Annotated in this window: 11 protein-coding genes, 1 tRNA gene and 6 pseudogenes; 5 read left to right on the forward strand and 13 right to left on the reverse strand. The window is 61.4% G+C overall.

Going from position 1 to position 14,075, the window contains the following annotated elements; genetic code table 11:
- Positions 1–180: 180 nt before the first annotated feature.
- The 7 genes and pseudogenes from YO9_RS0114365 to YO9_RS21950 form a co-directional block, all read right to left on the reverse strand.
- Positions 181–594 (reverse strand): PIN domain-containing protein, encoded by a 414-nt coding sequence (locus YO9_RS0114365; RefSeq protein WP_016998114.1) that lies wholly within the window; start codon positions 592–594, stop codon positions 181–183.
- A gap of 85 nt (positions 595–679) precedes the next feature.
- Positions 680–814 (reverse strand): type II toxin-antitoxin system VapB family antitoxin, encoded by a 135-nt coding sequence (locus YO9_RS21780; RefSeq protein WP_396350780.1) that lies wholly within the window; start codon positions 812–814, stop codon positions 680–682.
- A gap of 76 nt (positions 815–890) precedes the next feature.
- Positions 891–1,714 (reverse strand): annotated as a pseudogene (locus tag YO9_RS0114370) (TrmH family RNA methyltransferase).
- A 10-nt stretch (positions 1,715–1,724) separates the two neighbouring features.
- Positions 1,725–2,546, reverse strand: coding sequence for a sulfite exporter TauE/SafE family protein (locus YO9_RS0114375; protein WP_016998115.1), 822 nt, complete (start codon positions 2,544–2,546; stop codon positions 1,725–1,727).
- A gap of 83 nt (positions 2,547–2,629) precedes the next feature.
- On the reverse strand, positions 2,630–3,412 hold the full coding sequence (locus YO9_RS0114385; RefSeq protein WP_031273403.1) for an ABC transporter ATP-binding protein: 783 nt from the start codon (positions 3,410–3,412) through the stop codon (positions 2,630–2,632).
- Between the two features lie 68 nt (positions 3,413–3,480).
- Positions 3,481–4,410: a phosphoserine phosphatase SerB gene (serB, locus tag YO9_RS0114390; RefSeq protein ID WP_016998118.1), complete on the reverse strand. Its 930-nt coding sequence runs from the start codon at positions 4,408–4,410 to the stop codon at positions 3,481–3,483.
- Positions 4,411–4,448: 38 nt separating this feature from the next.
- Positions 4,449–6,653, reverse strand: a pseudogene (locus YO9_RS21950) (MMPL family transporter).
- 274 nt (positions 6,654–6,927) lie between these two features.
- On the opposite strand from YO9_RS21950, the gene YO9_RS0114400 reads away from it, so the two are divergent.
- Positions 6,928–7,437, forward strand: coding sequence for a hypothetical protein (locus YO9_RS0114400; RefSeq protein WP_016998121.1), 510 nt, complete (start codon positions 6,928–6,930; stop codon positions 7,435–7,437).
- A gap of 109 nt (positions 7,438–7,546) precedes the next feature.
- On the opposite strand, the gene YO9_RS18955 is transcribed toward YO9_RS0114400, so the two are convergent.
- From YO9_RS18955 to fabG, 4 genes and pseudogenes are all read right to left on the reverse strand, one after another.
- A complete protein-coding gene (locus YO9_RS18955; protein WP_223286631.1) occupies positions 7,547–8,563 on the reverse strand; it encodes a hypothetical protein in 1,017 nt (338 codons plus the stop codon).
- Between the two features lie 244 nt (positions 8,564–8,807).
- Positions 8,808–8,893: transfer RNA gene (locus YO9_RS0114415), tRNA-Leu, on the reverse strand.
- Positions 8,894–9,063: 170 nt separating this feature from the next.
- Positions 9,064–9,818, reverse strand: a pseudogene (locus tag YO9_RS0114420) (SDR family oxidoreductase).
- Positions 9,819–9,864: 46 nt separating this feature from the next.
- Positions 9,865–10,556 (reverse strand): annotated as a pseudogene (fabG, locus tag YO9_RS0114425) (3-oxoacyl-ACP reductase FabG).
- A 268-nt stretch (positions 10,557–10,824) separates the two neighbouring features.
- Here fabG and YO9_RS0114430 point away from each other — a divergent pair.
- From YO9_RS0114430 to YO9_RS0114440, 3 genes are read left to right on the forward strand one after another with little or no spacing between them, the layout of a single operon-like run.
- Positions 10,825–11,244, forward strand: coding sequence for a DUF3099 domain-containing protein (locus YO9_RS0114430; RefSeq protein WP_016998127.1), 420 nt, complete (start codon positions 10,825–10,827; stop codon positions 11,242–11,244).
- 55 nt (positions 11,245–11,299) lie between these two features.
- The gene (locus tag YO9_RS0114435) at positions 11,300–11,581 is read left to right on the forward strand and encodes a hypothetical protein (protein WP_016998128.1); all 282 of its coding nucleotides are present in this window, start codon (positions 11,300–11,302) and stop codon (positions 11,579–11,581) included.
- Entirely contained in the window at positions 11,581–12,555 is a 975-nt protein-coding gene (locus YO9_RS0114440; protein WP_016998129.1) for an SURF1 family cytochrome oxidase biogenesis protein, read from the forward strand. The genes YO9_RS0114435 and YO9_RS0114440 overlap by 1 nt, the downstream gene beginning before the upstream one ends.
- A gap of 274 nt (positions 12,556–12,829) precedes the next feature.
- On the opposite strand, the gene YO9_RS18960 is transcribed toward YO9_RS0114440, so the two are convergent.
- Both YO9_RS18960 and YO9_RS0114450 read right to left on the reverse strand, forming a co-directional pair.
- Positions 12,830–13,417, reverse strand: coding sequence for a hypothetical protein (locus YO9_RS18960; protein ID WP_223286632.1), 588 nt, complete (start codon positions 13,415–13,417; stop codon positions 12,830–12,832).
- A gap of 248 nt (positions 13,418–13,665) precedes the next feature.
- Positions 13,666–13,949, reverse strand: a pseudogene (locus YO9_RS0114450) (integrase core domain-containing protein); the annotation flags it as partial.
- On the opposite strand from YO9_RS0114450, the pseudogene YO9_RS18965 reads away from it, so the two are divergent.
- A pseudogene (locus tag YO9_RS18965) lies at positions 13,950–14,063 on the forward strand (IS5/IS1182 family transposase); the annotation flags it as partial.
- Between the last annotated feature and the right edge of the window lie 12 nt (positions 14,064–14,075).

Raw genomic sequence — 14,075 nt, forward strand, 5'->3', positions numbered from 1 at the left:
CAGGTTGACACCCTGCGTTTAGCTGCCTACCTCTGCCACAAATGTTCCCGGCGAACCAGAATTGCGTACCTCTGCCCGAAATGTTCGCGAGGCGCTGGAACTGCGTACCTCTACCGTAGATGTCAGCGTGTGCGCGAAAGGAGGGTCTCCCGGGGCACGATTTACTGATTTACTCCGGTACTAGGACGATGGCGCAACGTACTCGTGGTGCAGGTCGCTGACCTTGGCAATGTGATCGAAATCGTGGTCGGCCGCGAGTACAGTCGCGCCGTTCACAATCGCATACCCCGCGATCAGGATGTCGAGCGAGCCGGCCGCACGCACAAGCCCCGAGTTCCAAAGGGCACCTTGGATATCCAGGACGAGCGACTCATCAGGAGCATGTTCGAGCGGAAACCCTAAGGAAATCTGCTGTCGATAAAGCGTGTACTGTTCCGGCGATCGAGCACTATGGCAAAACTCCAGAACCTGGGGCGCACAGGTCACGAAGAGATCCGACGGTGCCTGTTCGATGTGACGGAGTCGAGCCGCGATTCGCTGATCACCGGACGCCAATCTCGCCCATACCGAATTATCAACCAAGTAATCGGTCACGAACTGGGCAATTCTGAGCTTGGTACCTCGTCTGTTGGAGCGCCAAGTCCAGACTCAAGGTCCGTCAATTCGGCGATTCCATCAATCATCGCGCCTTCTGCTTGGAAGCGATCAGCCTGCGGAGAGCTAGATCGAGGACAGCGCGGTTTGAACGCTCACCAGTGAGAATTCGAGCTCTTTCTATGAGCCCAGGGTCAAGGTCAACACTCGTCATTGCCATGGTCCACCCCTTCCATTATATGGTTCATTATATGCTCCGTGGGTATCAGTTGTACATGGCAGGACGGTGCGGCCTGTTACCTTGGCCGGGTTTCCCAGAACGCTACGGCGCTCGCCGCAGCGACGTTGAGGGAATCCACTCCGTGGCTCATGGGGATGATCACGTGGCGATCAGCGTGGTAAAGGGTCGCGTCGCCGAGTCCCTGACCCTCCGTGCCAAGAATCAGAGCGAGCTTCTCGGGCTTCTCGGCAGCGAGCTCGTCAACGGTCACCGCATCATCCGAAAGCGCGAGTGCCGCCGTGAGGAAGCCGGCGTCCTTGACGATCTGCAGGTCTGCCGTCCAGTGGTTGAGCCGCACCCAGGAACCTGGAACACGGTTCCCATCGACACCCGAACGGCCCGGCGGTACAAGGGGTCGGCGCAGCGCGGGGTGACCAGAACGGCGTCGACATCCAAGGCCGCCGCGGAACGGAAGATCGCCCCTACGTTCGTGTGGTCCACGATGCCCTCGAGGATCGCCACACGGCGAGCGGAGGCCAGCACGTCGGGCAAGGAAAGCGGGGCCGGGCGGTGCATGGCGGCAATCGCCCCGCGGTGAAGGTGGAAGCCGGTGATGTGCTCGAGCACGTCGTCAGAGCCGACGAACACCGGAACGTCGTAGGCGTTGAGGATGTCGCGCATGTCGTCGAGCCATTTCTCGGCCATGAAGAACGAGCGAGGCTGGTGGCCGGCGTCTAGGGCGCGGCGCAGGACCTTGGAGGACTCGGCGAGGTAAAGCCCGCGCTCGGGTTCGATCTTTCGGCGCAGGGCCACGTCCGTGAGGCTCGTGTAATCGGCCACGCGCGGATCTTTGGGGTCGGTGAGACGGACAATGCGGTCTTCAAAAGACGAAACAGTCATAGCGGATCTCCTAGAACAGCTGGGAGACCATGTTGATGAGGGCCACCACGCCCAGGATCACGATCACCGTGCGAAGAACGATGGGCGACATGCGCTTGCCGATCTTGGCACCCAGCCAAGAACCGAGGGTCGAGCTCAGTGCGATGAAGAGCACCACCCACCAGTTGATGCGGTCGAATGCCAAGAGAATGTAAGACAGGGCGGCCACAATGTTCACCGCGGCCACGAGCACGTTCTTCACCGCGTTGGCCGCCTGCATGGATGCCAAGAGGAACACGCCCAACACGCCCATGAGCAACACCCCCTGCGCGGCCACGAAGTAGCCACCGTAGATGCCAGCGAAGAACACCAGGATGTACAGCGGGAGCGGCTGTTTGGAGCGGTCCGGGTCCACGTCCCCACCGCTGGTCTCCATGTCGGTATCCGCGGCGGCGGCCGTCTCTTGCTGTGCCTTCCGACGCCGCACCAAAGCTTGCAGGCGTGGCTGGAAGATCACGAACAGCAGCGCCACCACAATGAGAATGGGTGCTGCCACCCCGAAGACTTCCTCGGGCAGGGTCAGCAGCAACGCGGCACCGATCACGCCACCCAACAGTGAGCAGGGAATCAGCTTCTTGAGGGTGTGCTTCACTCCCCCGAGTTCACTGCGATAACTCCACGCGCCCGTCAAGTTGCCGGCAATCAGACCCATCGCGTTGGACATGGACGCCGTCACGGGTGGCACTCCCATGGTCACCAGAACCGGGAAGGTCACCAGCGTTCCGGAGCCCACAATCGTGTTGATCAGACCGGCCCACAGACCGGCCACCAGAATCAGGCGACCTGCCACCACTCGAACGGAATGGTTCCGGATTCGCCGAACAACTGCATGGGCGCAGCCGCGGACAGGGAAAGGTTCAACAAGGCGCGTCTCGATTACCGGGCGAACGCGGCGTAACGGTCGCCGACCTTCACAAGCTTCAGAGGAAGGTTGAATGTCTCGGACAGGTTCTTCTGGGTCATGACCTGACCCACCGGACCGGCCGCTACGACCTTGCCTTCGCGCAACAACATGGCGTGGGTGAAGCCGTCCGGGACCTCTTCGAGGTGGTGGGTCACCATGACAATTGCCGGGGATGCGGGGTCCTTGGCGAGCTCGTCCAAACGGGCAACCAGCTTCTCGCGGCCGCCCACGTCCAAACCGGCGGCGGGTTCATCCAGCAGCAGCAGTTCGGGGTCGGTCATGAGGGCGCGGGCGATCAGCACACGCTTGCGCTCGCCCTCGGACAGGGTTCCGAAGCGTCGCTCGGCGAGGTCGCCGAGGCCCCAGGCGTCGAGCAATTCGACGGCGCGAGCGTCGTCGGACTCGTCGTACTCTTCGCGCCAGCGACCGGTCACGCCGTACGCGGCGGTCACGATTACGTCGCGAACGGTCTCCGCGTGCGGGATCTGAGTGGCCAGGGTCGCGGAGCTGACGCCGATACGGGGGCGCAACTCGAACACGTCCACCGCGCCCAGGATTTCTTCAAGAATGTCGACCATGCCGGTGGTCGGGTGCAGGCGCGCAGCGGCAATCGACAACAACGTGGATTTACCGGCACCGTTGGGACCCAGAATGACCCAACGCTCCCCGTCCTGAACGGTCCAGTTCACCGAATCCAACAGGGTTTTCTCGCCGCGGACAACACTGACGTCCACCAATTCCAGCACAGCACTCATGATCGCAACTCTAACGTGAGCGGGCGGTCACGGGCATGCGGGCACACCGGTGACACGAGCACAACCGGTTACAGATCCACGAAGAAGCGCAGGGCATCCAGGTTGGGGATGCTCAGTTGCGTATCGGCGACGTCGCGCAGGGCCGGTTTCGCGCGGTAGGCCACCGAGAGACCAGCGGCCCGGCACATGTCGATGTCGTTGGCGCCGTCGCCCACGGCAATGACGTCCTCCGGGGCAACGTCGAGTTCTTCGGCCCACCGAGTCAGCAGAGCCGCCTTGGCTTCGCGGTCGACCACCGGGCCGGTCACGCGACCGGTCAACTTGCCGTCCTCGATTTCCAGGGTGTTGGCCGCGGCTCGCGTCAGTTCCAACTTCTCGGCCAGGGGGTCCAAGATCTGATTGAACCCACCGGAGACAGCGGCCACCGCGTGACCGGAACCGAGCAGGGTCTTGACCAGAACCGTGGCACCCGGTGACAACCGCACCGCGGACGACACCTCTTCGATCACCGAGGCCGGCAGGCCCTTGAGGACGGCCACGCGCTCACGCAATGACTGTTCGAAGTCGATCTCCCCGCGCATGGCTCGTTCGGTCACCGCGGCCACTTCAGCCTCCAGACCCACGTGAGCCGCCAGCATCTCGATGACCTCTTGGCGGATGAGCGTGGAATCCACGTCCGTGACCAACAGCTTGCGCCGGGAGTTGTCGAACCAGCGGGCATCGATCACGTTCAGATCGATTCCGGGCAACGCCTGTTCCCGCCGGTTCGGCTGCAGTGCGTCACGCAGTTGTTCCACGGAAGGAGCTTCAGCGTGGACCGTGAGGGCGTTGTAGCCTTCCACATCCGTGGCCTGACCGTCCGAAGCGGATTCGGTGACGCGCACCCAGTTGTGCGAATCCACCTCACCGCCAGAACGTTGGATCAGGTCCAGCACCGCTTCGGTGGCCCCCTCCTCGGGAGACACGGCATACGCAACTACTACGAGCTTCTGGGGCATGAGGTGGAGTCTAGTCATCGTGGCGTAGGGGCAGAAAATTACCCGGCCGTAGAAGATTCGACTTTACGGTGCTTGCCGGGCGATCCGGCACCGGAGGGCCACCAGGACTTGGGACCAATGTCCAAGGCCAGAGCGGGAACCAACAGCGAACGCACGATGATCGTGTCCATCAAAACGCCGATCGACACAATGATGGCCAGTTGCACCAGGAACAGGATGGGAAGCACGGCCAGCGCGGCGAACGTTGCAGCGAGCACCACACCCGCGGCGGTAATCACGCCACCTGTGGTCACGAGTCCCACCAGCACACCCTTGCGGTGACCGATCTGCACCACTTCTTCTCGTACTCGGCTCATCAAGAAGATGTTGTAGTCGATACCCAGGGCCACCAGGAACACGAAGCTGAACAGCGGGACCGTGGGATCTGCCTGGTTGATGTCGAAGATCTCGAACACGGCCCAGGCAACACCCAATGCGGACAGGAATGACAGCACGGTGGTCACCACCAGCAGCACGGGCATCAGGACGCTACGCAGCAATACGATCAGGATGATTAGGATGACCACCAGGATGATGGGGATGATCAGGGCCCGGTCGCGTTCGGCAGCAGAAATGGTGTCCAACTGGACCGCCGTGGTGCCGCCGATCAGCACGTCCGAATCGATCTCAGCCAACTCGCCCCGCAGCCGTTCTACGCGTCCTGGGCCTCACCGGAGTCGGTGTTGTAGGCCAGGGTGGCCTGAATCAGCACCTGACCGTTGTCCACGGTCGGCTCGGCGTTGGCCAGCGGGCCGGCCGGGGGCGCAGGGTAAGGCAACGTGCCGCTCGGGGTGTCCTTGGCGTTGAACGCGACGGAGGCGACGTCGTCGTCCCCGTCGAGCTTCTCCGCGATAGCCTCGCCGTGCTCCTCAGAGGCGAGTACGTACGTGGGGTCGCCGGAACCGCCCGGGAAGTGGCGATCGATGATGGCCAAGCCATCGCGAGCTTGGACTCTCCCAACACGAATTCGGATTCGGGGACGCCGCCGGCGTCCAGCTGCGACGCACCGACCGCGGCGATGCCCAAGCCGATGGCGCAGATGATCCAGACGGTGCGGGACTTGCGATCCACCAGGCGGGCGACGGCGGGCCACAGCCCCTTCTTGTGCTCGAGGTCATCGGCCTGTTGGTGCGCCTCGGGGACGGTTTCTACCTTGGGGATGCGGGGCCACATGGCCACGCGGCCGAAGATCGCCAGAAGGGCGGGCAAGAGGGTCAGGCCCGCGAGAATGGCAAAGACGACACCAATGGCGGTGACCGGACCGAGCGACCGGTTGGACTCAAGAGCGGACAGCAGAAGGCACAGCAGACCCGCGATCACCGTGGTACCGGAGGCCATGACCGCAGGAACGTGCCCTTCCACGCCACACGTGTGGCGTGCCAGCGGGACTCCGTCTGGTGGAGTGCTTCGCGGAACCGTGCGGTGTAGAGCAAGCCGTAGTCGGTGGCCGCACCGATCACGATGATGGACAGGATGCCCTGCGTCTGACCACTCAGGGTGATGATTTCTTCCTTGGCCAGCCAGTACACGGTGAGGATCGCACCGCACAGCGCCGCCATGGAGGTGATCAAAACGAGGAAGGGAAGGATCGGCGAACGGTAGACAAGAACCAGGATGACCAGCACCGCTACCAGGGCCACGATCAGGAGCAGACCGTCGATGCCGGCGAACGCGCCACTGAGGTCAGCAACCAGACCAGCGGGACCCGAGACGGCAATGTTGAGGCCGTCTTCGCTGTCAGTGCCGAGCTCGGAACGGATTTCTTCCACCACGGTGGCCGTGTCCGATTCCGCGTCCACCAGGGCAATGATTTCTACGGCTTGGCCGTCCTCCGACGGGATGGGAGGCGAAACCTGGGTGACCTGCTCAATGTCGGTCAATCCCTGGGTCGTTTCCCCCAGATCCCGAATCTGGGCCCGGGAAATCTCGTCCTCTGATTCCGCCACGATGATGGCGGGGATGCCCTCGGAGTCACTGAAATCCCCAATGCGGTCCTGGACCTCGGTGGCCTGTGCGTCCACCGGCAGGAAGTCCGCCTGGGAGTTGGTGACCACGTCCGAGATCTTGCCGAAGGTGGGTCCACCCACACCCATGACACCCAGCCACGCCAGGACCAACACGATGGGAATGATCCATCGAACGGCACCGGGCTTTGAACCGCTGCGTTTCTTGGCGTGTGAGGACCGGGTATCAGTGGAGGGCATTATTCACCTGTCATCTGATGCCACGGGGCACCCCAGCTCAGGGGAGATCGGGCGCCCGGCGCCGTGAACGTACGCGCCACGTATGCGGCGTCCGCCTTGCAGTCTAATTGCTCACCAGGCTGATCACCCGTGTTGCACAGCCGAAATCAACCTTTCGGTTGATCGGTTCAGCCGAGCTTGTATGTGTACCCCACGGGTCTAGCTGCTCGAGGGCGTGGACAGGGATACGAACCGCTCGTTACTGTTCGATCATCACGAGCAAAGGTGGGTCTTGATGAGGGACGGTACCAAGCCGAACCGCGAACCGGTCTGGCGCTGGATACTGATCTTCGGGACCTACTTTTTCGTCTCGGTTTTCCTGGATGACTGGATCGCCGACCAGTTCAAAGCATCCATGCAGGCTCTCGTGGCAATCGGTGGATACTGGTTGTCCAACCTGGCTGTGGGGCTGCTGACCGGCACGGCCTGCTACGTCATCTACTCGGTCCACAGCCGGAAACTCGCTGATCAGTTGGTGAACGGGGATCCTGAGCCTCTGCCGGACCATCTCGATGATGTGACCCAGGCTCAGCCCGGTCTCTGGTTCAGCTGGTTCACCGGCCTGCTCTTCTGGGCGGTCGGGCTGGTCATGTTGTTCCACTGGTACCCGGCGGCGTGGATCTTCGCGCCGATCGTCGGGACCACGATCATCGCCTCGGGGCTGAAAAGCATGAACAACGCCCGCATGATGGACGCTCAGCGGGGAGAGAACCCCGGCAGCGCTAAGGGCCTGCCGGGTTCCTAATCAAAGTCCCGCCGTAATTGGCCCCTCGCTATTAGAGCGCGGACCGGATGTCACAGAACCGCCGTTGGCGGATTCCGCCTCTCTGTCACTTCAGCAGAACCAGTCGAATTCAATCCTGATTCTCCTCGCGCTCGGCCATTTTCCGGCGCGTATATTCGCGACGGGTGTAGGTGGCTTCGCGGATGTCGCTTTCTTTGTCGAAATTGGACCCCATGGCTCCACCCATCATGCCCAGTGCGGAGGCTAGCCAGGCTATATCCAGATAATCCAAGAGGTTCACCGGGTGGCCGATGTCGCCAGCCAAGTACTCAGCATTGACCACTGCCAAGGTCACGGCAAACAGGATGGCCCACAAAACCAGGTACATGGAGCAACGCCGATTCCCACGGTGAGGACTGTTGCCGCGTTGTCCAAGCCGCTGCGTATTCGGCCACCCGCCGACTCTGAAGAGACCCATAGCCCGTTGTGAACGATGAGCCAGGTGGCGAACGCGGCCACCACGAACACACTGATTGCAGCCATCCGAGGGGTGGTGAGCGCATCCGACATATTCCAGATGGACGCGTAGAAAATGCCGAAGCCACCGGTGCCACGGCGGTCGCGACCGAACTGGACAGGGCCGGCAGCAATCGCATGGGCCGATTACTTCGAACCATGCCCGCCAGAAGACGAGGACGGCTGAAAGCGCTCGGAGGATGATTTCGTAGTTCTCCTCATCCCCTTCTCGCTGAACCTTCTGCCAGTTCCGACGGCTGAATCCGCGGGGATAGCCCGTGGTGTATTTGCCCGGCGACTCCTCCGCCATGGCAATGACCAGTTCAGTGAGCACCCTGCGCGCCCTGGATTTCACGTGCACCGCTCCCAGGGCAGGGAGGGAAAGCAACGTGGCATTGCCGGTGACATCGACCTCACACACTAGTGAGTTGTTGTCCAAGGAACGCGGAAGGTCGGTCAGATAGACCATGTAGTCCCAACCGTGGGCATCTCTGAGACCTGGCGCCCGATCGAGCAAGTGGATTTCGTTCTGCTCGGTCAACGGCAGGGTATCCCGGCTGACTTCCACCGACCACTCAACGGAATCCGCCTGCGTCAGCTGGTTCAGATCCCGATTCACCAGTGAGACCACTGACCGAGCAACTGCTTCAGGGAGGCCTGGGTCGGCCATGAGACCAACCGTCAATGTTTTCTGAGGCACTCGTTAAGTATGGGACACGCAGAAGCGTGAGGGCGACCACCGCAAGTCAAAGGACGCTGAGATGCTCAGCGACCTGGCTATTCAGACTCGGCTGTAACTTAATACCCGGGACACCGGCGCTCCCAGAGCAAGAAAAATCCCCGTTCGACCCAGTCGAACGGGGATTTTCATCCTGTGCGCGAGGGGGGACTTGAACCCCCACCCTCTAATACGAGGACTAGCACCTCAAGCTAGCGCGTCTGCCTATTCCGCCACCCGCGCAGGTGTCACGACTACGAATTGAGGACTCGGGAGACCTCACGTGGCCGTTGGCAACGAGAAGTAACTTACCACAGATGAGAGCCAGACTCGAAAACACACGAGGACCCCGGAAAGCAGTGTGCCGCCTGCCCGTTTTCACGGACAGGCGGCACTGCTGCAGCGCAGGTAATTTACTTGCCGGCTTGGGCCAGGAAGTCCTCGGCGCCACCCACGAGTTCCACGTGGCCGGTCTCGACGTCTGCAGAGACCATCTTGGCGATCTCCTGAGCAAACTCGTTGACCGAGTAGAGCTTGCCGGCGGATTCACGGCGCTCCTCGAGCGCACCCGGGCGGGCACGGTTGAGCAGCGTGGCGGTCACGGTGCCTTCGATCATGTCCGCGGAGACGACCACGAAGCTCACACCCTGCTCGGCCATTTCGGGCACTCGAGCGGTCAGTGTGTCCTCGCCGGCGCGCTTGGACTTGGCCACGGCCTCGTACTCGGGCATGGTTTCCACGTCGTTGATGAAGTGCGCCTGGTGGCTGGTCACGAACACCACGCGGCCGCCCTCGGGCAGAACTTTGAGTCCCTCGGTCAGGGCATCGTTTTGAGCGTCCCGGTTCAGGCGCAGCGCGTAATCCTCGCCCATGTCGGATTCCATGCCGCCGGAGGCGTTGAGGATCAGGATGTCCACGCCGCCGAACTCGTCCACACCGGCCTGCAACAGGCCACGCAGCGACTCCACATCGGTCATATCGGCCTGGACCGCAATGGCTTTGCCGCCGGCCTCGGTGATTTCCTTGACCACCTTGTTGGCGCGGGGGGCCTTCTGGCGATAGTTGACGACGACGTTCGCGCCCTCCCCTGCCAGAATCTTGGCGGTGTCTGCGCCCACCCCTCGCGAGAACCCGTAATAACTACGGTTTTGCCTGCCACTGAGCTCATGCGGTTCTCCTTTGTCACGCTGCGCTGTTGAAGACTGTCTTGGGAGTCAGTGTCCCATGACCAAGCCGCCGTCCACAGGGATGACAGCGCCGGAAATGTAGGCGGCGTCGTCGGAGGCAATCCAACGAACGGCCTTGGCGATCTCCTCGGGCTTACCGAAGCGGCTGGCCGGGATCATGGACAGATACTCGGCCTTGACCTCATCACTCAGGCGTCGGTCATGGCGGTGTCGATGTAACCGGGGGCCACCACGTTGGCGGTCACCCCGCGGGCACCGAGCTCACGGGTGATGGCGCGAGCCATGCCCACCATTCCGGCCTTGGAGGATGCGTAGTTGACCTGGCCCGGCGCACCGGTGAAACCGACCACGGAAGAGATCAGGACAATGCGGCCCTTCTTCAGGCGCATGAAGCCCTTGGTGGCGCGCTGCACCACGCGGAACGCGCCGGTGAGGTTGGTGTCGATCACGTCCTGGAAATCGGCTTCCTTCATGCGCAGCAGCAGGGTGTCCTTGGTGACGCCGGCGTTGGCCACCAGCACCTCCACGGGACCGTACTTCTCTTCAATCTGCTTGAACGCGGCGTCCACGGACGCGGAATCGGTGACGTCCGCTTGGACGGTGAAAGCGCCGTCGGGCCCGTCATCACCGGAACGCGAGGTGACCACCACGTTGTCGCCTGCGGCCACGAACGCCTCGGCAATGGCGCGACCGATACCTCGGTTACCTCCCGTAACCAGTACGGTGCGGGCGCCTTCGGTGTTGGGCTGATCAGCATGGTGAACCTTTCATCGACAGGACGGCGTGGCAGGGGGCAACGCCAGATAACAATCTAATAACGAACTGACAAGCCATCCTAGCCGGACACCCACAGATCTCGGCCCAGCCACTTGGGGAGTTAGTACAACGATGAGACAATTAACGGAAGCGCCCAGCGCGCTCCCCGGAACCCGTGGCACCATGTTGCGTCTGGGATTTCCGGCCACTGACTTCCAAGGATCTGTTCACATGTCACGCACGCACACGCATACGCGAGACACCACCGGAGTTCACTCGATTACTTCGGCGGCGGGCCCCCACACGCAGGACATGTCCCACCGCATGAAGGTGTATGCCCTGCAACAGGGTTTGCGCATCGTGTGCATTATTGGCGTGGTGGTGATCGACATCCTGTGGGTGCGCATCCTGCTGTGCATCGGTGCGGCTGTGCTCCCTTGGATCGCCGTGATGATGGCCAACCGCGGTGCAGACCGGTCCGAACGCACCAGCACGTACTACCGCCCGCCCCAGCGCACCGAACTACCGACCACCGCCGAGACCCAGGCGAAGCCCGAGAACCCGGAGACCGTGGTGGTGGACGGCGAATACCGCACCCATGAACCGCCCAAGGCCATCACGTATAAACGAATGGGCACATCACGCAATTAAGCCCCGGCCACCGTCCGAGCACCGAACGTCAGTCACACCAAGGAGTAATGGCACCGTGGAATTTGATCTGCTGGGTTCCCTGAGTCCCAACGGGGGCTCCCCGAAACCGGCCAAGGACTCCACGGAACATCCCGAAGTTCCCCAGTGCTCCCGCCGCGGCTGTGGCCGCGACGCCCAATGGCAACTGCTCTGGAACAACCCCAAGTTGCACACGCCCGACCGCCGTAAAGTGTGGCTCGCATGCGATGACCACCGCGAATACCTGAGCGATTTCCTGACCCAGCGTGATTTCCTCAAGGCCACCGAGCCGTTCAAAGCCTCGGAGGACCAGGTCTGATGCGCAAGTACTCGTTCCTCTTCTCCGGCACCTGGATCGGCTGGTTCCTCATGTGCGTGGTCGCCGCCATCGTGTGCGCGTTCCTCGCTCAGTGGCAGATGTCCCGCAACGACTACTTGGTCGTGGAGAACTACAAGATCGAGAACAACTACGACGCCCCCGCGCTCAGCCCGGCGGAGGGCCTCCCCCTGTTCGACGACTATGACGACACGCAAACCTGGCAGCCAGTGACCTTGGAAGGGCAGTACCTGCCCCAGGACACCACGCTCGTGCGCAACCGCCCGCAGGACGGTCGCGTGGGGTACGAGGTGCTCGTTCCCTTCCGCGCGGATGACGGGCGCACCGTGGTCATCAACCGCGGTTGGGTTCCCACCGGCGACGGCGCCAACGGCATGCCCGGCGTGATCCCCCAGCCCCCGTCCGGTGACGTCACCGCCACGGTCCGCTTGCGACCGGGAGAAGTGTCCGTGGACCGCGGCGCGCCAGAAGGTCAGATCGCCTCGATCGATCTGGGACTGCTCGATGAGCAACTGGATTACCCGATAGCCACGGGTGGTTACGGACTGCTGGCCTCGGAAGACCCGCCCGCAGCCGAACGACCAGCGGCACCGGCCAAGCCCGAGATCAACTACGGCCCGCACCTCTCGTACTCGCTGCAGTGGTACGCGTTCGCCTTCCTCGTGTTCGTGGCGTTCGGCTACGCCGCGCGCCAGCACGTGCGCAACGAGGAATGGGACCGCGCCTACTCGGCCGAGGTCGAGCGCAAGCTTGCGCAGTACTACGACGCCGAGGGCAACTACACCGGGGACGTGGACGAAGAACTGATCATCCGCGAGCTCCAGATGGCCGACGACATGCCCGCCCACCTCAAGTCCCTGTACCGGCCCAAGAAGAACCGCCGGACCAACGCGGTGACCAACGAAGACGAAGAGGACGCCCTGTTGGACGCCCTCGAGTTGCAGCGAGGGAGCTGAACTCCTAGGTCCACATCGACGTGGCGCGCTAGCCATTAGACTAGCGCGCCACACTGTTAGGAAATTTACTCAACCAGTGGTTGACCCCCACCCCTGACGGGAATTACGAAGGATTCGTTTTCCGGCTTTTCTGCCTGATCGAGTAAACACGGTGCACATGACTGCCGCTATTGCGGCACTAATAAATACCGCGAATGCGATACCCACTCCAGTCATGAAATGAAATACGAGCAACAATGCGAAAAAGACGGAAATGAAAACTAATCCGCGCATTCTAATCACCATCCATATAGAGTGCGAGACCTCCGCCGGCACCGGCGATACAACTAATTGCAAGACCGGGGCCGGTCTTCTTTGCAATGAATTTGACTACCGTCCAGTAGCTAGCCCGACGCTCGAGAATATCAAGAATTTCATCGTACCCGATAGCCCCGCCTGCACATCCTGCGATCGTGGATGCGGCCGCACCAATGATTCCCTTGTCGGAGCCAACCTGCACCATTGGCGCTCCGCCTGCCGACTGACGAGGTAGGGATTCCATCTCGGCTTCCATGTCTTGAGCAGACGAAAGTAATGTTTCTTGGCCTGCGTGATTGACAGCAACCGCGTCACCATTGGAGTTGAATCCGAACGCAACGGTGTCCTTAGGAAGTTGACTAGATCCTGAGGATGATGTGGCGGAATTGATAGATTCAATTGTGGCAGCATCAACAGTCTCAATCATCTCAATATTCGCGCGCTCTGAAGCTGTAATGCCTGCCCCAGCCTCTTTAGTTTCCGCAAATGCAGGTGCCATTGCGCCGAGAGAGAGGGAGAGCGTCAAAGCACCTGCACTTGCCGCTGTCATAAATTTTTTATTCATCTTCATCTCCTCTGTTCAATGCTTGCTCTTACTGGCACCTCCATTGTTTACACAAGAGGTCAGAGGGCGCAAGCCCTTCATCGAGCATTTAAAGGTCCCATAACAAAGATAACTTTTTTTGTGAATGGCCGAATGGCTAGTTCTGTTGCCGATCACTCATCTCTGCCAACGAACCGGGCAACAGTGCCCTCACATATAAGATGCCAAGAAAGGTGGGCTATGCCGCATGATCGGGTGACAGTGGTTAGTCACGCAGCCTGAGTGGCTGGTGTGGTCATGATTGTCTCGAACTCGATGGGAGTCAACCGGCCGAGACGGTCTTGTCGTCTGCGTCGGTGGTAGGTCCGTTCGATCCAGGTCACGATCGCGGTCCGAAGGTCGTCCCTGGTCATCCACGCATGACGGTCCAGGGCGTTCTTTTGTAGCAATGAGAACAAGCTCTCCATGGCGGCGTTGTCACCGGCCGCACCAACCTGACCATCGATCCGATCATGTCGTGACAGCCCAGAGCGCAGACGAATTTCCTGCTTCGAAGCAGTGGCGGGGTTTGGCCACCAGATACGACACGCTCGCCCTAACCTACCGCGGTGGGGTCGTGATGCGCGCCACCACCATCTGGCTCAAGGCATTAGGAGACACGCCTTAGCCTCGATCCACC

Source organism: Kocuria atrinae C3-8, from assembly GCF_000286355.1.
GTDB classification, from domain to species: domain Bacteria; phylum Actinomycetota; class Actinomycetes; order Actinomycetales; family Micrococcaceae; genus Kocuria; species Kocuria atrinae_A.

Coding starts and splice junctions, on each gene's coding strand:
- YO9_RS0114440 (WP_016998129.1), top strand. CDS start 11,581: ATGCGCAAGTACTCGTTCCTCTTCTCCGGCACCTGGATCGGCTGGTTC.
- serB (WP_016998118.1), bottom strand. CDS start 4,410: ATGCCCCAGAAGCTCGTAGTAGTTGCGTATGCCGTGTCTCCCGAGGAG.
- YO9_RS21780 (WP_396350780.1), bottom strand. CDS start 814: ATGGCAATGACGAGTGTTGACCTTGACCCTGGGCTCATAGAAAGAGCT.
- YO9_RS0114400 (WP_016998121.1), top strand. CDS start 6,928: ATGAGGGACGGTACCAAGCCGAACCGCGAACCGGTCTGGCGCTGGATA.
- YO9_RS18960 (WP_223286632.1), bottom strand. CDS start 13,417: ATGAATAAAAAATTTATGACAGCGGCAAGTGCAGGTGCTTTGACGCTC.
- YO9_RS0114430 (WP_016998127.1), top strand. CDS start 10,825: ATGTCACGCACGCACACGCATACGCGAGACACCACCGGAGTTCACTCG.
- YO9_RS0114385 (WP_031273403.1), bottom strand. CDS start 3,412: ATGAGTGCTGTGCTGGAATTGGTGGACGTCAGTGTTGTCCGCGGCGAG.